Raw genomic sequence first — 21,311 nt, 5'->3', positions numbered from 1 at the left:
TTGTGATGTTGAGCCCATACATGTCGCCCGTGGAGCGGGTCTGGTTCTACAGCCTGCGCATTCTTTGCGGTTTGATCCTGCTGTTCCTGATCTTGCCGGTACTGGTGATCGTGCCGCTGTCGTTCAACAGTGGCAGCTTCCTGGTGTACCCGCTGCAGGGCTTCTCACTGCAGTGGTACCAGGACTTCTTCGGCTCGGCTGAATGGATGCGGGCGCTGAAGAACAGCATCATCGTCGCCCCGGCAGCCACGGTGCTGGCCATGGTGTTCGGCACCCTGGCGGCCATCGGCCTGACCCGTGGCGATTTCCCCGGCAAGTCGCTGGTGATGGCGCTGGTGATTTCGCCGATGGTGGTGCCGGTCGTGATTATCGGTGTAGCCAGTTACCTGTTCTTTGCACCGCTGGGGATGGGCAACAGCTTCACCTCGCTGATTCTGGTGCATGCGGTGCTGGGTGTACCGTTCGTCATCATTACCGTGTCGGCCACCTTGCAGGGCTTCAACTACAACCTGGTGCGCGCGGCGGCCAGCCTGGGCGCGTCGCCACTGCTGACCTTCCGTCGGGTGACCCTGCCGCTGATTGCGCCCGGGGTGATTTCGGGGGCGCTGTTCGCCTTTGCCACGTCGTTTGACGAGGTGGTGGTGACCCTGTTCCTGGCAGGGCCCGAGCAGGCGACCCTGCCGCGGCAGATGTTCAGTGGTATTCGCGAAAACCTGAGCCCGACCATTGCAGCGGCAGCGACCTTGCTGATTGCCTTCTCGGTGATATTGCTGCTGACCCTGGAGTGGTTGCGTGGGCGTAGCGAGAAGCTGAGAACCCAGCAGCCTGCCTGATTGTCAGTTTTCTGTACCGACCTCTTCGCGGGCAAGCCCGCGAAGAGGTCGGTACAGGTTGAAACAGCTGGTCGACACGGATTGATACCAATCAGCCTCTACCCGTTTGCCTGAGTTACAATGCGCGCCACCGTGATTCTGCCAACAGGTGCGCCATGCAGCCCTACGCTATTGCCCCCTCCATTCTTTCCGCCGATTTCGCCCGCCTGGGTGAGGACGTCGACAAGGTTTTGGCTGCGGGTGCCGACATCGTTCACTTCGATGTCATGGACAACCACTACGTTCCCAACCTGACCATCGGCCCGATGGTGTGCACTGCCCTGCGCAAGTACGGCGTCACCGCGCCGATCGACGTGCACCTGATGGTCAGCCCGGTCGACCGCATCATCGGCGACTTCATCGAGGCTGGCGCCACCTACATCACCTTCCACCCGGAAGCCACCCAGCACATCGACCGCTCGCTGCAGTTGATCAAGGACGGGGGCTGCAAGGCCGGCCTGGTGTTCAACCCGGCCACCAGCCTGGACGCCCTGAAGTACGTGATGGACAAGATCGACATGGTGCTGCTGATGAGTGTCAACCCAGGCTTCGGCGGGCAGAAGTTCATCCCCGGCACCCTCGACAAGCTGCGCGAAGCGCGTGCGCTGATCGACGCCAGTGGCCGTGATATCCGCCTGGAAATCGACGGCGGCGTCAACGTCAACAACATCCGCGAGATCGCTGCCGCTGGCGCCGACACCTTCGTGGCCGGCTCGGCGATCTTCAACGCCCCGGACTACCAGGAAGTCATTGCCAAGATGCGCGCCGAGCTGGCTCAGGCCCGCCCATGAGTGGCTTCGAGCAGCTGTTCCCGGGGACGCTGCCCAGGCTGGTGATGTTCGATCTGGACGGTACCCTGATCGACTCCGTGCCAGACCTGGCCGCCGCCGTGGACCGCATGCTGCTCGAACTTGGGCGCCCGCCTGCGGGCCTTGAGGCGGTGCGCCATTGGGTTGGCAATGGCGCCCAGGTGTTGGTGCGCCGAGCACTGGCGGGCGGTATTGAGCATGACGCTGTGGATGATGTGCTGGCCGAGCAGGGCCTGGCGCTGTTCATGGAAGCCTATGCCCAAAGCCATGAGCTCACCGTGGTTTATCCCGGCGTGAAAGACACCCTGCGCTGGCTGCAGAAGCAGGGTGTGGAAATGGCACTGATCACCAACAAGCCGGAGCGCTTCGTCGCCCCTTTGTTGGACCAGATGAAGATCGGCCGCTATTTCCGCTGGATCATCGGCGGCGACACCCTGCCGCAGAAAAAACCGGACCCGGCGGCGTTGCTGTTCGTCATGCAGATGGCCGGCGTTACCCCGCAACAATCGTTGTTCGTCGGTGATTCGCGCAGTGACGTGCTGGCGGCCAAGGCGGCTGGCGTGCAATGCGTGGGGCTGACCTACGGCTACAACCATGGCCGGCCGATCCACGACGAAACCCCCAGCCTTGTGATCGATGACCTGCGCGCCTTGCTGCCCGGTTGCGAAGACCCGGCCACTGGGATAACGTTGGCGGACCTTCAAGCCTCACAAGACAGAGAGTCCACCGTGGCGGTTACTGGCAAATTCTGGATGAAAGTCATCAAGGCTCTGGCCCGTTGGCGTTGGCGCGCCTGACTTCTGCCTGCCGGCGTGTGCCGGCCCATCCGTTTGCCTGACTTATTGCTGCTTGCCACGAGGCTACTCATGAACCGCGAAGAATTCCTGCGCCTGGCCGCTGTCGGCTACAACCGCATCCCCCTGGCCTGCGAAACCCTGGCCGACTTCGACACGCCGCTGTCGATCTACCTGAAACTGGCCGACCAACCCAACTCGTACCTGCTCGAGTCGGTGCAGGGCGGCGAGAAGTGGGGCCGTTACTCGATGATCGGCCTGCCGTCGCGCACCGTGATGCGCGTTCACGGCTACCACGTCAGCATCTTGCATGATGGCGTCGAGGTGGAAAGCCACGATGTCGAAGACCCGCTGGCGTTCGTCGAAAGCTTCAAGGACCGTTACAAGGTCGCCGACATCCCCGGCCTGCCGCGCTTCAACGGCGGCCTGGTCGGCTACTTCGGCTACGACTGCGTGCGTTATGTGGAAAAGCGCCTGGGCGCCAGCCCCAACCCGGACCCGCTGGGTGTGCCGGATATTCTGCTGATGGTGTCCGATGCCGTAGTGGTGTTCGACAACCTGGCAGGCAAGATGCACGCGATCGTGCTGGTCGACCCGGCTGAAGAGCAAGCCTTCGAACAGGGCCAGGCACGGCTGCAAGGCCTGCTGGAAACCCTGCGTCAGCCGATCACCCCGCGCCGTGGCTTGGACTTGAGTGGCCCGCAGGCCGCCGAGCCGGAATTCCGCTCCAGCTACACGCGTGAGGACTACGAGAACGCAGTCGGCCGTATCAAGGAATACATCCTGGCCGGTGACTGCATGCAAGTGGTGCCGTCGCAGCGCATGTCCATCGACTTCAAGGCAGCGCCTATCGACCTGTACCGCGCGCTGCGCTGCTTCAACCCGACGCCCTACATGTACTTCTTCAACTTCGGTGACTTCCATGTGGTTGGCAGTTCGCCCGAGGTGCTGGTGCGTGTCGAGGACAACCTGGTTACCGTGCGCCCGATTGCCGGTACTCGCCCGCGTGGAGCGACCGAAGAGGCCGACCGTGCGTTGGAAGACGACCTGCTGTCGGACGACAAGGAAATCGCCGAGCACCTGATGCTGATCGACCTGGGCCGTAACGACGTGGGCCGTGTGTCCTCGACCGGCAGCGTGCGGCTGACCGAGAAGATGGTGATCGAGCGTTATTCCAATGTTATGCACATTGTCTCCAACGTCACCGGCCAGCTGCGTGAAGGGCTGACGGCGATGGATGCGCTGCGCGCGATTTTGCCGGCTGGCACCTTGTCGGGCGCACCGAAGATTCGTGCGATGGAGATCATCGACGAACTGGAGCCGGTCAAGCGTGGGGTTTACGGTGGTGCCGTGGGGTATTTTGCCTGGAATGGCAACATGGACACCGCGATTGCCATCCGTACTGCCGTGATCAAGGACGGCGAACTGCATGTGCAGGCCGGTGGCGGCATCGTTGCCGACTCGGTGCCGGCGCTCGAGTGGGAAGAAACCATCAACAAGCGCCGCGCGATGTTCCGTGCGGTCGCCTTGGCTGAGCAGACTTCCGCCAAGTAAATGGATTGGGGCCGCCAAGCGGCCCCATCTATTCAGAAGTCCACGCTGATCCCCAGGCTCACCCCCTGCTGGGTCAATTCATCACTCTTGCGCCAGTTGTAGTTTCCGCGCAAATGCACCCCTGCCACCACTTCATGGCTTACCCCCAGGCTCGCCCGGGTCAGGTCGCTGTGCGGCGTATACCCGGTCAGGGTGAAGTCATTCGCCGGCAAGCTGGTGAGGTGCATGGTCACATCCTGCCGGTCATCCTCGAACTCATGTTCCTGCGCCACTTCTGCGAACAGCCGGGTACTCGGCAGCACCTGCACACTGCCCTGCAAACCCAGGCCCAGGCGGCGTGACGTGCGCGCCTGGTCATCGAAGCCCAGCGCCGTCGAACGACCACTCTTCTCGTCGTAACCATCCACCTTCACGCGCGCATAGTCGGCACTGATGAAGGGTGCCAGCTGCCAGTTGCTGCTGTCGGCTGCCAGGTTGTAGCCCAGCCGCCCGGATATCGCCCAGGCCTCGCCATCAGTGTCGCCTTTTTCGCTGCGGTCATTCACGCCAAGGGCGAAGGTGCGCTTCAGGTCGCTGTAGTCCAGGTGCCCGGCGGTCAGCGCGGCATCCGCCCACCAGCGGTCCTGGCGGTATTGGGCAAAGGCGCTGGCCAGATAGCTGTTCAGCGTGTAGTCCGAGTCGTGTCCGCCGGCTTCCAGTTTCTGCCGGTATACGCCTCCCGCCAGGCCCAGGCGCCAGGCGTCGTTCAGGCGATAGCTGCCCCCCACGGTCAGGTTGTAGCCGCGGCCATCGCCACTGGCCGCGCTGCTCTGGCCGTCGAAATCCAGGTCCTGGGCGCCGCTGGCGACAAAGGCTTGCCACTGGCCAACGGCCTGCCAGGGTGTCTGCCACTGGTTGCGCAGTTCGTCCTGGTGGGCACGCAGGCTTGTGTGGGCCATTTCCGGAAGCAGGGTCAGTTCCCATGGTGCGGAGAGGATCGAGTAGGCGTAATCGGCGATCAGTTGCTGGCCAGCGATGGTCGGGTGCACCAAGTCGTTGAACAGCAGCTTGGTCGGGTCTGGTGTTGTGCCGTTGATGCCGTACACCGGGTTTTCCACGCAACCTTCGCCGCTGTAGCAGGTACCCACCAGGTTCTGGCCGGTGGCCAGGCCGAACTGGCTGGGGCTGGCCAGTGCCTCGCTCAGCAGCATGGGCACGTTCAGCGGGATGATCTCGGCGTCAATTTGCCCCAGTTGGCTGAGCAGCGACTGGTTGAAGACACCAGACAGTAATGACAGGGGGGTCTGCTGCGGCGTGCCGCTGAAGTTCGGTGTTTGGCCAAGGTCCGGGAGCAGCCAGACCATGATGTAGCGGGCGCCACCTTGTTGCAGGGCCTGGGCGCTGGCGGCCAGGCGGGCACCGGCGGCTGCGGCATCGGCGGGGCTGTTGACCAGGCCCTGCAGGAAGTCATTACCACCACCAGTCAGGTAGTACAGTGCGTTAGGGTCGGCGCGCAGGCCGTTAGCCAGGTAGCCTGGCTTCTCCCGTAATACCTGCCCGGCGCCGGGGCGTCCTGGCGGGATGACCGTCTCGGAAGTGCTGGTGATCGAATCCAGGATCTGTTGGGTGGTGTAGCCACCGACTGCCCAGTTATTGCCGTCGGGAAGCCCCAATACCGGATTGAGAGGGGAGGTGGAAGGGCCAAGCTCGGTCGGGTTCACACCCAGCTGCCCGCCGAGGATCATCGGTGACACTGGCGCATAGTTGCCATTGGCATCGAGGTTGGTGAAGCGCACGCCGCCAAACTGCCCGGCATCGCTGAGGCTGTCGCCAAACACAATCATGCCGGAGTAGGGCGAGGGTGCCGCGAATGCCTGGCTGCAGGCTAATGCCAATGAGGCGAGGGTAAAGCGCAATAACGGGGCTTTTCGCATCAGGGAACATCCTTTTCTTTGTTTTTATGAGGTACTGCCCGATCGACCTTAGCAAATCGCCGTGCATCCCTCCCAAGTCCATTCGTTTCCCCGTGTTTACAGGCATATTGCGCCCGCCGCCCCGGTAAGCTACTGTGCCGGGACGTATGAGCGAGACCTATCCTGTGTTGATCGTCAGCAAACTCTTGATGCGCGTAATCAAGGCCCACGCCCGTTGGCGTTGGCGCGCCTGACTTTATCTCTTGCCGGCCCGCCCGGCCCGTCCCCGTTTGCCTTCTTCATTTTCTGCCCTTTGTGGCGAAGCCGTGCCCGTGACGGCAGCAGGAAGGTTCGAATTCTGAAGTCAGTAAGTCCAAGAGGTTTAACACCATGTTACTGATGATCGACAATTACGACTCATTCACTTACAACGTCGTGCAGTACCTGGGCGAGTTGGGGGCCGAGGTGAAGGTCATTCGCAACGACGAAATGACCATCGCCCAGATCGAAGCACTCAACCCTGAGCGCATCGTCGTATCCCCAGGCCCGTGCACACCGAGCGAGGCCGGTGTGTCCATCGAGGCCATCCTGCATTTTGCCGGCAAGCTGCCGATCCTGGGCGTGTGCCTGGGCCATCAGTCCATCGGCCAGGCCTTTGGGGGGGACGTGGTGCGTGCCCGCCAGGTGATGCACGGCAAGACCAGCCCGGTGCATCACCGCGACCTGGGTGTGTTCACCGGGCTCAACAACCCGCTGACCGTTACCCGATACCACTCGCTGGTGGTCAAGCGCGAAACCTTGCCCGGCTGCCTGGAAGTCACCGCCTGGACCGCGCATGAAGACGGCTCGGTCGATGAAATCATGGGCCTGCGCCACAAGACGCTGAATATCGAAGGGGTGCAGTTCCACCCCGAGTCGATCCTGACCGAACAGGGCCACGAGCTGTTCGCCAACTTCCTCAAGCAGACCGGCGGCCGCCGCTAAGGATCGAGCATGGATATCAAGAGTGCGTTAAGCCGTATCGTCGGCCAGCTGGACCTTACTACCGAAGAAATGCGCGATGTGATGCGCCAGATCATGACTGGCCAGTGCACTGAAGCGCAGATCGGTGCCTTCCTGATGGGCATGCGCATGAAAAGCGAAAGCATCGACGAAATTGTCGGTGCGGTTTCGGTCATGCGTGAACTGGCCGACAAGGTCGAACTGAAAAGCCTCGATGGCGTGGTCGACATCGTCGGCACCGGCGGTGATGGCGCCAACATCTTCAACGTGTCCACCGCTTCGTCGTTCGTCCTGGCGGCGGCAGGCTGCACCGTGGCCAAGCACGGTAACCGCGCGGTGTCGGGCAAGAGCGGTAGCGCCGACCTGCTGGAAGCCGCCGGTATCTACCTGAACCTGACGCCCACCCAGGTGGCCCGCTGTATTGACAGCTTAGGCATCGGCTTCATGTTCGCGCAAAGCCATCATTCGGCCATGAAGCATGCTGCCGGCCCGCGTCGCGACCTGGGGCTGCGTACCCTGTTCAACATGCTCGGCCCGCTTACGAATCCGGCCGGAGTGAAGCACCAGGTGGTCGGCGTGTTCGCCCAGACCCTGTGCCGCCCGTTGGCCGAGGTACTGCAGCGCCTGGGCAGCAAGCATGTGCTGGTGGTGCATTCGAAGGACGGCCTGGATGAGTTCAGCCTGGCTGCCCCTACTTTTGTTGCCGAGTTGAAGAACGGCGAAATCACTGAATACTGGGTCGAGCCGGAAGACCTTGGCATGAAGAGCCAGAGCCTGCATGGCCTGGCTGTCGAGAACCCGCAAGCGTCGCTTGAGCTGATCCGCGATGCGCTGGGCCGGCGCAAGACCGAAAACGGCCAGAAAGCCGCTGAAATGATCGTGCTCAACGCGGGGGCTGCCCTCTATGCCGCCGATCACGCGATGACCCTGGCTCAGGGCGTGGAACTGGCCCACGATGTACTGCACACCGGCCTGGCCTGGGAAAAGCTGCAGGAGCTGGGTGCCTTTACTGCAGTATTCAAGGTGGAGAACGAAGCATGAGTGTGCCGACGGTGCTGGAAAGGATCATTGCCCGCAAGTTCCAGGAGGTGGCCGAGCGCAGCGCGCGCGTCAGCCTTGCCGAGCTGGAACGCCTGGCCAAAACTGCCGATGCCCCGCGTGGCTTCGCCAATGCGCTGATCGAGCAGGCCAAGCGCAAGCAGCCAGCCGTGATTGCCGAAATCAAGAAGGCTTCGCCTAGCCAGGCCGTGATCCGTGAGCATTTCGTGCCGGCGGAAATCGCGGTTAGCTACGAGAAAGGCGGCGCTACCTGCCTGTCGGTGTTGACCGATGTCGATTATTTCCAGGGTGCCGATGAATACCTGCAGCAGGCCCGCGCGGCGGTATCGCTGCCGGTTATCCGCAAAGACTTCATGGTCGACCCTTACCAGATCGTCGAAGCCCGGGCCTTGGGTGCGGACTGTGTGCTGTTGATCGTGTCGGCACTGGATGACGTGAAGATGGCCGAGCTGGCGGCTACGGCCAAGGATGTCGGCCTCGACGTGCTGGTGGAAGTGCACGACGGTGATGAGCTGGAACGCGCGCTGAAAACCCTGGATACGCCGCTGGTGGGGGTGAACAACCGCAACCTGCATACCTTCGAGGTCAGCCTGGAAACCACACTCGACCTGCTGCCGCGTATTCCGCGTGACCGCCTGGCAATTACCGAGAGTGGCATTCTCAACCGGGCCGATGTGGAGCTGATGGCGATCAACGAGGTTTACTCGTTCCTGGTGGGCGAAGCGTTCATGCGCGCCGAGCAGCCTGGGCTGGAGTTGCAGCGGTTGTTCTTCCCGGAGCAGGTGAAGAAGACTGTTCAGCCACTGGACTGAATAAATGAAGCCGGCGTTTATGCCGGCTTTTTTGTATGCCTGTCATGGCCTCTCGCGCCGGACCGCCGCGAAGAGGCCATCAATAACAACATCAAAGGTGGATCAATGACCGATCAACCCCTGGCCCTGACCGTCGAACAAGGTCTGCACGCCGAACAGGAACTGCTGGCTGCCGTGTGCCGCGGCGAACGCGACAGTGGCGTGCTGTTCTGGCGCCCCACCGACCATGCCCTGGTCATGCCCCGGCGCATGAGCCGTCTGGACAACTTCGAGGCCGCCTGCTCGGAGCTGGCGATTGCCGGCTGGCCGGTGCTGCTGCGTGAGACGGGCGGTGAACCGGTACCGCAGTCGCATTCGACCGTGAACGTTGCACTGGTCTATGTCGCCCCGCGCAGCGAAGGTGATCATGGCCGCATCGAGAATGCCTACGAACGTTTGTGCCTGCCGCTGTGCGATGTGCTGCGTGAGTGGGGTGGGGTGGCGTCGGTGGGGGAAATCGACGGGGCGTTCTGCGATGGCCGCTACAACGTCAACCTCAATGGCCGCAAGCTGGTGGGCACTGCCCAGCGCTGGCGCCAAGGGCTGGGCGGCAAGCGCCCGGTGGTGCTGGTGCACGGTGCGTTGCTGCTGGACAACGAACGGGAGTCGATGGTGGCGGCGGTCAACCGCTTCAATGAATGCTGCGACCTGGAGCAACGCTGCCGCGCCGACGCGCACATCGCCTTGCATGAAGTGGCACCCGAGGCGCCCTGGTTCGAGCGCCTGTCACAGGCTTACGCCAAGGTGCTGGCAGACCTGCCCAAAGACTAGCGGGTACCGTAGACCACCATGGTCTTGCCCTTGACCTGCACCAGGCTGCGCTCTTCAAGGTCCTTGAGGACGCGGCCGACCATTTCCCGGGAGCAACCGACAATACGGCCGATTTCCTGACGGGTAATCTTGATCTGCATGCCGTCGGGGTGGGTCATGGCATCAGGCTGCTTGCACAGCTCCAGCAGGCAGCGGGCAACCCGCCCGGTCACGTCGAAAAAGGCCAGGTCGCCGACTTTGCGCGTGGTGTTGCGCAGGCGCTGGGCCATCTGGCTGCCCAGCGCGTAGAGGATTTCCGGGTCCTGGCGCGCCAGTTCGCGAAACTTCTCGTAACTGATCTCGGCCACTTCGCATTCGGTCTTGGCCCGTACCCAGGCACTGCGCTGCTGTTCACCTTCAACGGGTTCGAACAGGCCCAGCTCGCCAAAGAAATCGCCATTGTTGAGGTAGGCAATGATCATTTCATGCCCGTCGTCGTCTTCGATGAGGATGGTCACCGAACCCTTGATGATGAACGACAGTGTCTCGGCCCGGTCGCCGGCGCAGATGATGTTGCTTTTGGCGGTATAGCGTCGGCGCTGGCAGTGCACCAGCAGCTTGTCGATATTCTTGATCTTGGCGGGTAGGGCGGAGGCAACCATCACGAAATCCTGTTCGATACGACGCATAGGCTTTTTATAGAGGTTGGCTGGCGGCGAGCGCCAGTCATTTGGCGCCAGCTTATCAGACACTACAGGATGTTTCGGTACTAAACCGACACCTCTCGTACTTTTCCCACAGCCGCACAAGGTCTAAGCTGACACCCTTTTCCGAAAATCAGGAGTCCGGGTAGATGAAGGCACGTATCCAGTGGGCCGGTGAGGCCATGTTCCTCGGCGAATCGGGGAGTGGCCATGTCGTCGTGATGGACGGCCCGCCCGAGGCCGGCGGCCGCAACCTGGGTGTGCGCCCGATGGAAATGCTGCTGTTGGGCCTGGGTGGCTGCAGCAGCTTTGACGTGGTGAGCATCCTGAAGAAATCGCGCCAGGCGGTGGAAAGCTGCGAGGCCTTTCTGGAAGCCGAGCGTGCCAGCGAAGACCCGAAGGTGTTCACCAAGATTCACATGAATTTCGTGGTGAAAGGCCGTGCGTTGAAAGAAGCCCAGGTCAAGCGGGCGGTGGAGCTGTCGGCGGAGAAGTACTGCTCGGCTTCGATCATGCTCGAGCGTGCCGGGGTTGAGATTACCCATGGTTACGAGATTGTTGAGCTGGGTTGACTTAGAGAAACCGGGGCTGCAAAGCAGCCCCGGCAATATCAGCGCCGAAGCGCCGGCAGTGCAGCTTGCATCCACCCTGGCAACCATCCTCGCATCACGTGGCTCAACCGCTCCCGCCGCTTCTGGTAAACCAGCCCCAGCCCGATAACCCCCAGCCCGATCAGGGTCAACACCACCGGGAACAGCAGCGATTCGGCAAACACCTCGTACGACAGGTACCCCAGGTAAGCCGCCACCCCCAGCGCCCCAAATACCATGAATACCGGCCTGCGCAACAGAACCGCCGTGCCCATCAACGCTACGTTGATGAGGCAGTACATGGCCTTGCCCAACTCACTGCCGCTGTCCAGCAGCGTCAACCCGCCCCAGAATGCGGCCAGCCCGGCCAGGTAGCCCCAGCGGGCGTAGTCCTCTCGCGTGCGACCGTCTATCACCAGGAATACCACCAGCAAACCCAGCCCGAACCACAACGAAACCTCGCGGCGCTGCTCCCAGCTGAACGGCGAGCCGAAGAACCATTCGCTCAGGTCCATCGACATGAACCACAACGCCACAGCCATTGGCATGACAATGAACGGGTAGGGGATCAGCCGCAACATCAGTAGCCCGGCAAGCACCGTGGCCGCTTCCATCGCCAACCAGCCGCCCTGCACGTAGGTGTAGTACTGGTGATAGTTGGCTTGCGCGTCGTCCAGTGGCCACCAACCGGCCAGGCGTTCGATGGCGAACACTGCCAAGGGCACGATGCTGACGGCCACCGCGGCCAACACCCCGGCAGCGACAGGCTGGGCGCGCCGTTGCAGGTTGAGGGCGAACACTGTGAGCAACAGGATGTACAGGCTGGCGATGACCAGCAGGGCGATGTCACCGATGCGCATCCACGCCTCGGTGAGCAGCCAGCCCATGGCCGCCATGATCAGCATGGCGCCAAAGTAGAAGGCGACATGGGCCAGCTGGAAGCTGCCCCGGTGCGCCGGTTGCTGGCGCAGGAATGCAAGCAGCGCCTGGTCCTGGCCCGGCTGGAGAATGCCGGCTTGCACGGCGCGCGCCAGGTCCTTGGCGTCGAAACGGTCCGTCATGGTGATGCCTTCAGATGCGGTAAGTGCTCTTGGTCATGACCTTGGCCAGCAAGCTCATGCCAAAGCGGACCGGCGCCGGGAAGCGATAGCCGCCGGCTTCCAGGGCAGACTCGGCGTGCTGCTCTTCGTCGACGCGCATTTGTTCGAGAATGGCCCGGGATTTTTCATCTTCGTGCGGGATCTGCTCCAGGTGCTCGTCGAGGTGCTTGCACACCTGGTGCTCGGTGGCGGCGACGAAGCCCAGGCTGACCTTGTCGCTGACAAGCCCGGCGAGCGCGCCGATGCCGAACGACATGCCGTAAAACAGGGGGTTGAGCACGCTCGGGTGGCTGTTCAGCTGGCGAATGCGTTGCTCGCACCAGGCCAGGTGGTCCACTTCTTCCTCGGCGGCATGCTCCATGGCCTTGCGCACTTCGGGCAGCTTGGCGGTCAGGGCCTGGCCCTGGTACAGCGCCTGGGCGCACACTTCACCGGTGTGGTTGATACGCATCAGCCCGGCGATGTGGCGGGTCTGCTGCTCGTCGAGGTCGACGTCTGGCTGGACGATGGCCGGCGATGGCCGGGCGGGTTGGCCGCTGAAGGGCAGCAAGGTGCGCATGGCGGTATCGGCCTGCAGCAACAAGCGGTCGAGCGGCGAGTAGTGACGTTCGGTAGCCATCGGGCACCTCCGCAAGAATGTGCCCGACAGTTTACCGCAATAGCGGCGGGGTCGCTTGCCGTGGATCAGCCCGGTGGCCAGTTCATCTGGCGCTGGCCAAGCACATGCATATGGATGTGGTAGACAGTCTGGCCGCCTTTCGGGTTGCAGTTCATGACCACGCGGAAACCTTCCTCGCAGCCTTGCTCGACTGCCAGACGCTGGGCAGTGAACAGGATGTGGCCAGCCAGAGCCTTGTCTTCTTCGGTCAGGTCATTCAGCGTGCGGATGTGCTTTTTCGGGATGACCAGAAAATGTACCGGTGCCGCGGGTGCAATGTCCTTGAAGGCCAGGATCTGGTCGTCTTCGTAGATGATATCCGCCGGGATTTCCCGGTTGATGATTTTGAGGAAAAGATCGTCCACAGCACTTGCTCCATGGTGAGGGTCGGGCCGAGTGTACTCAGCCGGGCGCCGCTCGCCCAGTGGCTATTCCATGCCGACCGGGCAATAGCGGCGGTGGATGGCCCCGGCGAGCTTGCGCAGCAGCCAGCGTGGCAGCAGGCGTGGGGCAAATGCCAGCCAGCGGTTGCGCCGGCCGGGCAGGATCAGTGCGCGGTTCTTGTCCAGCGCACGCACGGTGTACAACGCCACTTCCTCGGGGCTCAGGCAGCGTGGTTTGCCATCGAGCCGCGGTATGCGTCGGCGTGAGGAGCGGACCGGGCCGGGGCATAGCACCGAAACCTTGATGCCGGTGCGCTTGAGTTCTTCGCGCAGGGCCTGGGAAAAACTCAGTACATACGCCTTGCTGGCAGCATAGGCTGCCATCCATGGGCCAGGGGCGACCCCGGCCAGGCCCGCGACGTTGAGGATCTGCCCGCCGCCCTGTACGGCCATCAGGTTGCCGATGGCGTGACACAGGCGGCTCAGGGCCAGTACGTTGACCTCCAGCAGGTCCTGCTCGTCGGCCCACTCATGGGCCAGGAACGGCCCGTAGGTACGCAGGCCGGCGCAGTTCACGAGCAGGTCGATACGCCGCTCGCCTTCTTCCAGCTCCAGCACGAAGCCAGACAAGCGTAGCGGCTGGCTGAGGTCGCAGGCGCGAAACAGTACCTCGACACCAAAGCGTTGGGTCAGCTCGATGGCTACCGGTTCCAGCGTTTCTCGCTGGCGTGCCACCAGGATCAGGTTGCGCCCGCGCCGTGCCAGGGCTTCCGCCAGGGCCAGGCCCAGGCCGCTGGAAGCACCGGTGATCATGGCGTAACGGGTCATGCAAGGCTCCTGGGGCCGGAAGAGGGCGCCTAGTGTACAGCTTGGCCAGGCAAGGTGTTGCCTTTTGCTACAAGGTGCTGGCGCGCAGGGCCTGGCAGCGTTCCAGTGCCTCCCGGTACTCGCTGTGCAGGCGCTCGATCAGGGCGCGGGCACTGGGCAGGTCGTCGATACCACCGACGCCCTGGCCCGCCGACCAGACGGTCTTCCAGGCTTTGGCTTCGTCGTCGATCGGTTTGAGCTTGCCCTGTTCATGGCTGCTCTTGAGGGCATTCATGTCATAGCCGGCCTGCTCCAGGCTCGGGCGCAGGAAGCTGGCAGGGATGCCGGATACTGCCGGTGTGTGGATGATGTCTGCCGCGTGGGCGCTCAGCAGCATCTGCTTGTAGGCGTTCTGGGCGTGGCTTTCTGCCGTGGCGATGAAGCGCGTGCCCATGTAGGCCAGGTCAGCGCCCAATAGTTGCGCAGCCAGGATCTCATGGCCGTGGTTCATGCAGCCGGCCAGCAGCAGGGTCTTGTCGAAGAACTGGCGAATCTCCGCAGCCAGGGCGAACGGGCTCCAGGTGCCGGCATGGCCACCCGCACCAGCGGCGACAGCGATCAACCCGTCCACGCCTGCTTCAGCAGCTTTTTCGGCGTGGCGGCGGGTGGTGACATCGTGGAACACCAGCCCACCGTATCCGTGCACAGCATCGACCAGCTCCTTCACTGCGCCAAGGCTGGTAATGACGATTGGTACGCGGTGCTCTACGCACAAGGCCAGGTCGGCCTGCAGGCGCGGGTTGGTCGGGTGAACGATCAGGTTGACCGCGTAGGGCGCGGGTGTCTGAAGTTGTGCCAAGCCTGCCTCGATCTCTTCCAGCCACGCCTTGAAGCCGGCGCTGTCACGCTGGTTCAGGGCCGGAAAGCTGCCCACCACGCCGTTGGCGCAGCAGGCCAGCACCAGTCGGGGGTTGGAGATCAGGAACATCGGTGCGGCAACCACGGGCAGGCGCAGGCGTTGTTCGAGCGAGGCGGGTAGCGACATGGCAAAGCTCCTTGTGCGGGTGGCTATGTCAGAACGGTTTGACCACCACCAGAATTACGATACCCAGCAGGAACAGCACGGGTACTTCGTTGAACCAGCGATAGTAGACGTGGCTGCGGGTGTTGTTGCCGCTGGCGAAGCGTTTGCGCTGGGCGCCACACATGTGATGGTAGCCGGTCAGCAGGATGACCAGGGTCAGCTTGGCATGCAGCCAGCCCTGGCTCAGCCAGCCGGGGGTCAGGTACAGCATCCACGCGCCGAACACGTAGGTGGCGATCATCGCCGGGTTCATGATGCCGCGGTACAGCTTGCGCTCCATGGTCACGAAGCGGTCCTGGCTGATGCTGTCTTGGCTTTGGGCGTGGTAGACGAACAGCCTGGGCAGGTAGAAAAGGCCGGCGAACCAGCAAACCACGCTGACGATATGCAGCGCTTTGATCCATAGGTAGAGCATGGAGGGAGTTCCTTCAGGTATTCACGGTCGTCAGATAGTAGTGGTCAAGCGCCCGAAGGGTCACCCGAAGAGTTGTTACAGGCGCCTTGCGCCCCTATTATCGTGCGCTTTCCAGACGGCTCGTTGATAAGGGGCAAGCGTTATGATCAAGGTCGGTATCGTCGGCGGCACGGGTTACACCGGCGTCGAACTGTTGCGTCTGCTGGCACAGCATCCACAGGCCGAAGTGGCGGTCATCACTTCGCGCTCCGAGGCGGGTGTGGCGGTGGCGGACATGTACCCGAACCTGCGCGGCCACTATGACGGGCTGGCGTTCAGCGTGCCGGACAGCAAGACCCTGGCTGCCTGTGACGTGGTGTTCTTCGCCACCCCGCACGGTGTCGCCCATGCACTGGCCGGTGAACTGCTGGCAGCCGGCACCAAGGTGATCGACCTGTCGGCCGACTTCCGCCTGCAGGATGCCACCGAATGGGGCAAGTGGTACGGCCAGCCGCACGGTGCTCCAGAGCTGCTCAAGGACGCGGTGTACGGCCTGCCTGAGGTCAACCGCGAGAAAATCCGCCAGGCGCGCCTGATTGCAGTGCCGGGTTGCTACCCGACCGCCACCCAGCTGGGCTTCCTGCCGCTGCTGGAAGCGGGCCTGGCCGACCCGTCGCGGCTGATCGCCGACTGCAAGTCGGGTGTCAGCGGTGCTGGCCGTGGTGCGGCAGTGGGTTCGCTGTTCTGCGAAGCCGGCGAAAGCATGAAGGCCTACGCGGTCAAGGGCCATCGCCACCTGCCGGAAATCAGCCAGGGCCTGCGCCTGGCCGCTGGCAAGGACATCGGCCTGACCTTCGTGCCGCACCTGACGCCGATGATCCGTGGTATCCACGCCACCCTGTACGCAAATGTCGTCGATACCTCGGTCGACCTGCAGGCGCTGTTCGAGAAGCGCTACGCCGATGAGCCGTTCGTCGACGTGATGCCAGCGGGCAGCCACCCGGAAACCCGTAGCGTGCGCGGCGCCAACGTCTGCCGCATTGCGGTTCACCGCCCGCAGGGTGGTGACCTGGTGGTGGTGCTGTCGGTGATCGACAACCTGGTCAAGGGCGCGTCGGGCCAGGCGGTACAGAACCTGAACATCCTGTTCGGCCTGGATGAGCGCATGGGCTTGTCCCACGCTGGCTTGCTGCCGTAAGCATCCTTGCTTTGAAAAGGCCCGCGTCGTGCGGGCCTTTTTGTATGTCGCGACTAAAGCCGCACAATTCTTGACCGATTTTCTCGGGAAAGCGGATAATGCGCGTCATCGAGTTTTAAGACGGCTACCGCGCCGGGAGAATCAACATGAGCGTCGAAACCTTCACCCCTACCGGTCTGGAATTCACCCATGGGGCAGCCCAGAAAGTGAAGAACCTGGTCAATGAGGAAGGCAATGACCGTCTGAAGTTGCGGGTGTTCGTGACCGGTGGCGGTTGCTCGGGCTTCCAGTACGGCTTCACTTTCGATGAGGATGTGGCCGAAGACGACACCATCGTCGAGCGTGAAGGCGTGTCGCTGGTGGTCGACCCAATGAGTTTCCAGTACCTGGCCGGCGCCGAAGTGGATTACCAGGAAGGCCTGGAAGGCTCGCGTTTCGTGATCAAGAATCCGAATGCCGCCACCACTTGCGGTTGCGGGTCTTCGTTCTCGATCTGAGGCCTGGCCCTATGAAAACGCCGCGCAATTGCGCGGCGTTTTGCTTTCTGGCGTAGCGGTTAGGCCGGGTAGATTGCGCCCAGTACGCGCAGGCCCTTGGCGGCAGTGACGCTGGGGCGGTTGGCGGGGATGCCTTCCAGGCAGCAATGGGCCAGCCAGGCAAAAGCCATGGCTTCTACCCAGTCAGGGTCAACGCCGTGAGTGCCAGTGCTGGTGACGCGGGCTTCAGGTAACAACTGGCCGAGGCGGGCCATCAGTGCACCGTTGCGTGCGCCGCCACCACATACCAGCAGTGCTTCGGTGCCTTGTTGGGCATTGACCAGTGAGTCGATGATGCTGCGTGCGGTCAGCTCAAGCAGTGTCGCCTGTACATCCTCATCGCGGTAGGCAGGCAGGCGGGCCACGTGGCCATCCAGCCAAGCCAGGTTGAACACCTCGCGGCCCGTGCTCTTCGGGCCGCTACCGGCGAAGAACGGGTCGGCCAGCAATGCGTTGAGCAAGCCGGCCTGCACCACTCCAGACGCTGCCCAGGCACCATCGGCATCATAGGCCTGGCCGTGCTTGCGCTCGATCCAGGCATCCAGCAACACGTTACCGGGGCCGCAGTCGAAACCGTGGACTGGCTTGTCTTGCTCGATCAGGCTGAGGTTGCTGAAACCGCCCACGTTCAAGACTGCCAGATGCTTGCCGAGATGGCCGAAAAGGGTTTCGTGGAAGGCCGGCACCAGCGGCGCACCTTGACCACCGGCAGCCACATCGCGCCGGCGAAAGTCGGCGACCACGCTGATGCCGGTAAGCTCGGCGAGCAGTGCCGGGTTACCGATCTGAACGGTAAAGCCGCGCGCAGGCTCGTGGCGAATGGTCTGGCCGTGGCTGCCGATGGCGCGGATGGCATCGGCCTGCAGGCCCTGGCGAGCCAGCAGTTGGCGGATGCCTTCGCCTGCCAGGGTGGCCCAGCGATTTTCCGCCAGTGCCGCACGAGCGATCTCGTCAGGGCCGCTGCTACATAGCGCAAGCAGTTCCTGGCGCAGGTCGCCGGGCATGGGCAGGTAATGGGTGGCGAGCAGTTCAGGCTGCTCGCCTTGTTCGATCAGGGCGATGTCCAGGCCATCGAGGCTGGTGCCGGACATTACCCCCAAGTAGAGCGCCATGGCTTAGCGCTTGTTCGCTGCGAGCAGGGTGGCCTTTTCCTGATCCATGCGGGCGATCAGCGGCTGACTCTGCTGCAGGAAGCGCTGGCGCTCGTTCTTGGCGATCGGGTCGGCCATCGGAACCTTCTGGCTCAGCGGGTCGACGTGCACGCCATTGACCTGGAACTCGTAGTGCAGGTGTGGCCCGGTGGACAGGCCAGTGGTGCCGATGTAACCAATGATCTGACCCTGCTTCACGGTGCTGCCGGTCTTGATGCCTTTGGCAAAGCCCTGCATGTGGCCGTATAGCGTCTTGTAACGGTTGCCGTGCTGGATGATCACGGTGTTGCCGTAACCGCCACGGCGCCCGGCCAGTTCGATGCGGCCGTCACCCGCTGCCTTGATTGGCGTACCGCGTGGGGCGGCGTAGTCGACGCCTTTGTGGGCACGGATCTTGTTCAGGATCGGGTGCTTGCGGCCGGCGGAAAAGCGCGAGCTGATGCGGGCAAAGTCCACCGGGGTACGGATGAATGCCTTGCGCAGACTGTTGCCGTCGGCGGTGTAGTAGGTAGTGTTGCCCTGCTTGTTGGTGTAGCGCACGGCAGTGTAGGTTTTGCCCCGGTTGGTGAAGCGGGCGGACAGGATATTACCGGTGCCGACGACCTTGCCGTCCATCACCTTCTGCTCGTAGACCACGTCGAATTCATCGCCTGGGCGAATATCCTGGGCGAAGTCGATGTCGTAACCCAGCACGCGGGCCATGTCCATGGTCATGCTGTGAGACAGGCCGGCGCGCTGGGCCGAAGCCGACAGCGAGCTTTTGATCACGCCATGGGCATAGGCGGTACGCACGACCGGCTTGCTGATTTCACGGTTGAAGGTATAGCCCTTGGCGGTTTTGGTCAGGCGAATGGTTTCGAGGTTGCTGACTTTGCTGTGCAGGCTGGCCAGCTGGCCGTCCTTGTCGAGTTCGAACTGCAGCACCTGGCCGTGCTTGAGCTGGCTGAACTGCTTGGCCTGCTTGTTGCTGGCCAGCAGGTCATGCACTGCATTGGCCGGCAGGCCAACCTTGGCAAAAAGGGTGGACAGCGTGTCGCCACGGGCCACGGTGACTTCGCGGTGGCCAGGTTCCTTGGCTGCTTCGGCGACCGGCTCGTCGGCAGGGGCTTGCTGTTCGGCCTTCTGTGTCTCGGGGGGAGTGTCTTCGATCTGGGCGAAGGGCGAGCCTTGCTCATCTTGTGCCTGCACCAGAGGCGCAGCGCGGGATTCGTCTTTCAATTGCTCGGCAGGGCTTTCCAGCTCGAGGTTGAGGGTGGTTTTCTTGGCTTCCACTTCGCTGGAGGGAAATACCAGCAAAGCCAGGCTGAGCAGGGCGGCGATGCCGCTGGCGGCCAACAGATGGCTCTTCGGATAAAGCGGGGGCGCTTTAGGCGGTTCGTTGGTCATGGGCAAGGTGACTTTGAAAAAGGTGAAATGGAAAAGATGAATGACATGATGAAGATGAAATAACTGTATAAAATATAACCAAATCCATTTTCACGCAAGGGCGCGTAGACGCCGCAACCCCGTGTTCGGGTCACATTCCTTTGCGAAACTTGTAATTGACGGCCGATCTTGTATGGTTGGCTCCCCCTGAATCTGAGTCTTGCGGGTTTGTCTATGAAGTCGGTTGAAGAGCAGCTTGCGCTTATCAAGCGCGGTGCGGAAGAAGTACTGGTCGAGTCGGAACTGGTGGAGAAGCTCAAGCGCGGCCAACCTCTGCGCATCAAGGCCGGCTTCGACCCGACCGCGCCCGACCTGCACCTTGGCCACACGGTGCTGATCAACAAGCTGCGCCAGTTCCAGGAGCTGGGCCATCAGGTCATCTTCCTGATCGGTGACTTCACCGGCATGATCGGTGACCCGAGCGGCAAGAGCGCCACACGCCCGCCGCTGACCCGTGAACAGGTGCTGGACAATGCTGAGACCTATAAGCAGCAGGTGTTCAAGATTCTCGACCCGGCCAAGACCGAGGTCGCGTTCAACTCTACCTGGATGGACAAGCTGACCCCGGCCGACTTCATTCGCCTGGCGTCGCAGTACACCGTGGCGCGCATGCTGGAGCGCGACGACTTCGACAAGCGCTATACCACCAACCAGCCAATTGCCATTCACGAGTTCCTTTATCCGCTGGTGCAAGGCTATGACTCGGTGGCGCTGAAGGCGGACGTCGAGCTGGGTGGTACCGACCAGAAGTTCAACTTGTTGATGGGGCGCGAGCTGCAGCGCGCCTATGGCCAGGAAGCGCAGAACATCGTGACCATGCCGCTGCTCGAAGGGCTCGATGGCGTGAAGAAGATGTCCAAGTCGCTGGGCAACTATGTCGGCATCCAGGAAGCGCCGGGGGTGATGTACAGCAAGCTGGTATCGATCCCGGATACCTTGATGTGGCGCTACTTCGAGCTGCTGAGCTTCCGTTCGATGGAAGAGATCGAGCAGTTCCGTGCCGATGTCGCCAACGGTGCCAACCCGCGTGACATCAAGATCAAGCTGGCTGAAGAGATTGTGGCGCGCTTCCATGGTGAAGAGGCTGCAGCCAATGCTCACCGTGCTGCGGGTAATCGCATGAAGGAAGGTGAGCTGCCTGAAGATCTGCCGGAGATCGAAGTGGCTGCGGCCGAAGACTTGCCAATTGCTGCCGTGCTGAACCGGGCTGGCCTGGTGAAGAACTCGGCACAGGCGCGGGACCTGCTGAGTGGTGGTGCGGTGAAGGTTGATGGCGCAGTGGTCGACAAGGACTTCATCTTTGTTCTCGGTGCCACTCACGTGTGCCAGGCGGGCAAGAAGTCGTTTGGCCGGGTTACTCTCAAGGCTGAGTGATCGTCTGATGGTGTAGCTATATAGAAGCGGGGAGGCCGGCAGGCCTCCCCGCTTTGTTTTTCCGCAATATTAAGGTTTCTTGAAATTAAGGGTTGACGCGGTTTCGAATCCCCTTATAATGCGCCCCACTTCCAGCGACATCGGAACGAAAAACTCCTTGATATTCAATGAGTTAAATAGTTAAGGTGGCGTTGAAAGGGCTACGATCGAATGATCGCAAGCGGTTGAAATGGTGGTTGACAGCGGTTTTAAACGCTGTATGATTCGCCTCCCGCTACGAGAGATCGCAGCGAGCCAAGTGTTTGAAGCTAAACGAGTTTCTCG

At 62.2% G+C, this 21,311-nt stretch carries 22 protein-coding genes; 12 read left to right on the top strand and 10 right to left on the bottom strand.

Going from position 1 to position 21,311, the window contains the following annotated elements; genetic code table 11:
* The first annotated feature begins 5 nt into the window (after positions 1–5).
* From D906_RS19360 to trpE, 4 genes are all read left to right on the top strand, one after another.
* Positions 6–833 carry an ABC transporter permease gene (locus D906_RS19360; protein WP_016715782.1) on the top strand — a complete coding sequence of 276 codons (828 nt, stop codon included), beginning with the start codon at positions 6–8 and terminating at the stop codon, positions 831–833.
* Positions 834–988: 155 nt separating this feature from the next.
* Complete coding sequence (rpe, locus tag D906_RS19355) at positions 989–1,663, top strand: ribulose-phosphate 3-epimerase (RefSeq protein WP_016484625.1); 675 nt, start codon at positions 989–991, stop codon at positions 1,661–1,663.
* Positions 1,660–2,478 (top strand): phosphoglycolate phosphatase, encoded by an 819-nt coding sequence (locus tag D906_RS19350; RefSeq protein ID WP_025754022.1) that lies wholly within the window; start codon positions 1,660–1,662, stop codon positions 2,476–2,478. The genes rpe and D906_RS19350 overlap by 4 nt, the downstream gene beginning before the upstream one ends.
* Before the next feature lie 69 nt (positions 2,479–2,547).
* Positions 2,548–4,029 carry an anthranilate synthase component I gene (trpE, locus tag D906_RS19345; RefSeq protein ID WP_025754021.1) on the top strand — a complete coding sequence of 494 codons (1,482 nt, stop codon included), beginning with the start codon at positions 2,548–2,550 and terminating at the stop codon, positions 4,027–4,029.
* 32 nt (positions 4,030–4,061) lie between these two features.
* Here trpE and estP read toward each other — a convergent pair whose 3' ends face one another.
* Positions 4,062–5,942 (bottom strand): esterase EstP, encoded by a 1,881-nt coding sequence (gene estP, locus D906_RS19340; RefSeq protein WP_019097607.1) that lies wholly within the window; start codon positions 5,940–5,942, stop codon positions 4,062–4,064.
* 369 nt (positions 5,943–6,311) lie between these two features.
* On the opposite strand from estP, the gene D906_RS19335 reads away from it, so the two are divergent.
* The 4 genes from D906_RS19335 to D906_RS19320 all read left to right on the top strand — a co-directional run bounded on the left by D906_RS19335 (position 6,312) and on the right by D906_RS19320 (position 9,604).
* Positions 6,312–6,905: an aminodeoxychorismate/anthranilate synthase component II gene (locus D906_RS19335; protein WP_027615906.1), complete on the top strand. Its 594-nt coding sequence runs from the start codon at positions 6,312–6,314 to the stop codon at positions 6,903–6,905.
* Between the two features lie 9 nt (positions 6,906–6,914).
* A complete protein-coding gene (gene trpD, locus D906_RS19330) occupies positions 6,915–7,964 on the top strand; it encodes an anthranilate phosphoribosyltransferase (RefSeq protein ID WP_019097608.1) in 1,050 nt (349 codons plus the stop codon).
* Complete coding sequence (gene trpC, locus D906_RS19325) at positions 7,961–8,794, top strand: indole-3-glycerol phosphate synthase TrpC (protein ID WP_027615905.1); 834 nt, start codon at positions 7,961–7,963, stop codon at positions 8,792–8,794. The genes trpD and trpC overlap by 4 nt, the downstream gene beginning before the upstream one ends.
* A gap of 105 nt (positions 8,795–8,899) precedes the next feature.
* Positions 8,900–9,604: a lipoate--protein ligase family protein gene (locus tag D906_RS19320; protein WP_019097609.1), complete on the top strand. Its 705-nt coding sequence runs from the start codon at positions 8,900–8,902 to the stop codon at positions 9,602–9,604.
* Here the strand turns inward: D906_RS19320 and crp are convergent.
* A complete protein-coding gene (gene crp / locus D906_RS19315) occupies positions 9,601–10,245 on the bottom strand; it encodes a cAMP-activated global transcriptional regulator CRP (protein ID WP_012270218.1) in 645 nt (214 codons plus the stop codon). The genes D906_RS19320 and crp overlap by 4 nt on opposite strands.
* Positions 10,246–10,436: 191 nt before the next feature.
* Here crp and D906_RS19310 point away from each other — a divergent pair, with 191 nt between their 5' ends.
* Positions 10,437–10,859 carry an OsmC family protein gene (locus D906_RS19310; RefSeq protein ID WP_016715792.1) on the top strand — a complete coding sequence of 141 codons (423 nt, stop codon included), beginning with the start codon at positions 10,437–10,439 and terminating at the stop codon, positions 10,857–10,859.
* A 38-nt stretch (positions 10,860–10,897) separates the two neighbouring features.
* Here the strand turns inward: D906_RS19310 and D906_RS19305 are convergent, their stop codons facing one another.
* The 6 genes from D906_RS19305 to hemJ all read right to left on the bottom strand — a co-directional run bounded on the left by D906_RS19305 (position 10,898) and on the right by hemJ (position 15,324).
* Positions 10,898–11,938 carry a hypothetical protein gene (locus tag D906_RS19305; RefSeq protein ID WP_019097610.1) on the bottom strand — a complete coding sequence of 347 codons (1,041 nt, stop codon included), beginning with the start codon at positions 11,936–11,938 and terminating at the stop codon, positions 10,898–10,900.
* 10 nt (positions 11,939–11,948) lie between these two features.
* Positions 11,949–12,596, bottom strand: coding sequence for a 2-polyprenyl-3-methyl-6-methoxy-1,4-benzoquinone monooxygenase (coq7, locus tag D906_RS19300; RefSeq protein ID WP_016715794.1), 648 nt, complete (start codon positions 12,594–12,596; stop codon positions 11,949–11,951).
* A 65-nt stretch (positions 12,597–12,661) separates the two neighbouring features.
* On the bottom strand, positions 12,662–13,000 hold the full coding sequence (locus tag D906_RS19295; protein ID WP_003255518.1) for a histidine triad nucleotide-binding protein: 339 nt from the start codon (positions 12,998–13,000) through the stop codon (positions 12,662–12,664).
* A 63-nt stretch (positions 13,001–13,063) separates the two neighbouring features.
* Complete coding sequence (locus tag D906_RS19290) at positions 13,064–13,846, bottom strand: SDR family oxidoreductase (RefSeq protein WP_016715795.1); 783 nt, start codon at positions 13,844–13,846, stop codon at positions 13,064–13,066.
* Positions 13,847–13,913: 67 nt separating this feature from the next.
* A complete protein-coding gene (locus tag D906_RS19285; protein WP_019097611.1) occupies positions 13,914–14,870 on the bottom strand; it encodes a nitronate monooxygenase family protein in 957 nt (318 codons plus the stop codon).
* A 28-nt stretch (positions 14,871–14,898) separates the two neighbouring features.
* Positions 14,899–15,324, bottom strand: coding sequence for a protoporphyrinogen oxidase HemJ (gene hemJ / locus D906_RS19280; RefSeq protein WP_016715797.1), 426 nt, complete (start codon positions 15,322–15,324; stop codon positions 14,899–14,901).
* A 142-nt stretch (positions 15,325–15,466) separates the two neighbouring features.
* Here hemJ and argC point away from each other — a divergent pair, with 142 nt between their 5' ends.
* Both argC and erpA read left to right on the top strand, forming a co-directional pair.
* Positions 15,467–16,501 (top strand): N-acetyl-gamma-glutamyl-phosphate reductase, encoded by a 1,035-nt coding sequence (gene argC / locus D906_RS19275; protein ID WP_016715798.1) that lies wholly within the window; start codon positions 15,467–15,469, stop codon positions 16,499–16,501.
* Positions 16,502–16,647: 146 nt separating this feature from the next.
* Positions 16,648–16,998: an iron-sulfur cluster insertion protein ErpA gene (gene erpA, locus D906_RS19270; protein ID WP_026020379.1), complete on the top strand. Its 351-nt coding sequence runs from the start codon at positions 16,648–16,650 to the stop codon at positions 16,996–16,998.
* Between the two features lie 59 nt (positions 16,999–17,057).
* Here erpA and D906_RS19265 read toward each other — a convergent pair whose 3' ends face one another.
* Positions 17,058–18,149, bottom strand: a complete 1,092-nt coding sequence (locus D906_RS19265; RefSeq protein WP_019097612.1) for an anhydro-N-acetylmuramic acid kinase — start codon at positions 18,147–18,149, stop codon at positions 17,058–17,060.
* Positions 18,150–18,152: 3 nt separating this feature from the next.
* Positions 18,153–19,574 carry a peptidoglycan DD-metalloendopeptidase family protein gene (locus tag D906_RS19260; protein WP_019097613.1) on the bottom strand — a complete coding sequence of 474 codons (1,422 nt, stop codon included), beginning with the start codon at positions 19,572–19,574 and terminating at the stop codon, positions 18,153–18,155.
* Positions 19,575–19,787: 213 nt separating this feature from the next.
* Between D906_RS19260 and tyrS the strand changes: the two genes are divergently transcribed.
* The gene (tyrS, locus tag D906_RS19250) at positions 19,788–20,987 is read left to right on the top strand and encodes a tyrosine--tRNA ligase (protein ID WP_016715801.1); all 1,200 of its coding nucleotides are present in this window, start codon (positions 19,788–19,790) and stop codon (positions 20,985–20,987) included.
* Positions 20,988–21,311: the final 324 nt, after the last annotated feature.

This window comes from Pseudomonas sp. LAIL14HWK12:I1, assembly GCF_003202095.1.
In the GTDB taxonomy this organism is placed as follows: domain Bacteria; phylum Pseudomonadota; class Gammaproteobacteria; order Pseudomonadales; family Pseudomonadaceae; genus Aquipseudomonas; species Aquipseudomonas monteilii.
The sequence above is the reverse complement of the archived record's forward strand: the minus strand, read 5'-3'. Positions and strand labels throughout refer to the sequence as shown.

What these genes read in the sequence shown, in the direction of transcription:
- D906_RS19360 (WP_016715782.1), top strand. Translation starts at nt 6, where the DNA reads ATGTTGAGCCCATACATGTCGCCCGTGGAGCGGGTCTGGTTCTACAGC.
- rpe (WP_016484625.1), top strand. Translation starts at nt 989, where the DNA reads ATGCAGCCCTACGCTATTGCCCCCTCCATTCTTTCCGCCGATTTCGCC.
- D906_RS19350 (WP_025754022.1), top strand. Translation starts at nt 1,660, where the DNA reads ATGAGTGGCTTCGAGCAGCTGTTCCCGGGGACGCTGCCCAGGCTGGTG.
- trpE (WP_025754021.1), top strand. Translation starts at nt 2,548, where the DNA reads ATGAACCGCGAAGAATTCCTGCGCCTGGCCGCTGTCGGCTACAACCGC.
- estP (WP_019097607.1), bottom strand. Translation starts at nt 5,942, where the DNA reads ATGCGAAAAGCCCCGTTATTGCGCTTTACCCTCGCCTCATTGGCATTA.
- D906_RS19335 (WP_027615906.1), top strand. Translation starts at nt 6,312, where the DNA reads ATGTTACTGATGATCGACAATTACGACTCATTCACTTACAACGTCGTG.
- trpD (WP_019097608.1), top strand. Translation starts at nt 6,915, where the DNA reads ATGGATATCAAGAGTGCGTTAAGCCGTATCGTCGGCCAGCTGGACCTT.
- trpC (WP_027615905.1), top strand. Translation starts at nt 7,961, where the DNA reads ATGAGTGTGCCGACGGTGCTGGAAAGGATCATTGCCCGCAAGTTCCAG.
- D906_RS19320 (WP_019097609.1), top strand. Translation starts at nt 8,900, where the DNA reads ATGACCGATCAACCCCTGGCCCTGACCGTCGAACAAGGTCTGCACGCC.
- crp (WP_012270218.1), bottom strand. Translation starts at nt 10,245, where the DNA reads ATGGTTGCCTCCGCCCTACCCGCCAAGATCAAGAATATCGACAAGCTG.
- D906_RS19310 (WP_016715792.1), top strand. Translation starts at nt 10,437, where the DNA reads ATGAAGGCACGTATCCAGTGGGCCGGTGAGGCCATGTTCCTCGGCGAA.
- D906_RS19305 (WP_019097610.1), bottom strand. Translation starts at nt 11,938, where the DNA reads ATGACGGACCGTTTCGACGCCAAGGACCTGGCGCGCGCCGTGCAAGCC.
- coq7 (WP_016715794.1), bottom strand. Translation starts at nt 12,596, where the DNA reads ATGGCTACCGAACGTCACTACTCGCCGCTCGACCGCTTGTTGCTGCAG.
- D906_RS19290 (WP_016715795.1), bottom strand. Translation starts at nt 13,846, where the DNA reads ATGACCCGTTACGCCATGATCACCGGTGCTTCCAGCGGCCTGGGCCTG.
- D906_RS19285 (WP_019097611.1), bottom strand. Translation starts at nt 14,870, where the DNA reads ATGTCGCTACCCGCCTCGCTCGAACAACGCCTGCGCCTGCCCGTGGTT.
- hemJ (WP_016715797.1), bottom strand. Translation starts at nt 15,324, where the DNA reads ATGCTCTACCTATGGATCAAAGCGCTGCATATCGTCAGCGTGGTTTGC.
- argC (WP_016715798.1), top strand. Translation starts at nt 15,467, where the DNA reads ATGATCAAGGTCGGTATCGTCGGCGGCACGGGTTACACCGGCGTCGAA.
- erpA (WP_026020379.1), top strand. Translation starts at nt 16,648, where the DNA reads ATGAGCGTCGAAACCTTCACCCCTACCGGTCTGGAATTCACCCATGGG.
- D906_RS19265 (WP_019097612.1), bottom strand. Translation starts at nt 18,149, where the DNA reads ATGGCGCTCTACTTGGGGGTAATGTCCGGCACCAGCCTCGATGGCCTG.
- D906_RS19260 (WP_019097613.1), bottom strand. Translation starts at nt 19,574, where the DNA reads ATGACCAACGAACCGCCTAAAGCGCCCCCGCTTTATCCGAAGAGCCAT.
- tyrS (WP_016715801.1), top strand. Translation starts at nt 19,788, where the DNA reads ATGAAGTCGGTTGAAGAGCAGCTTGCGCTTATCAAGCGCGGTGCGGAA.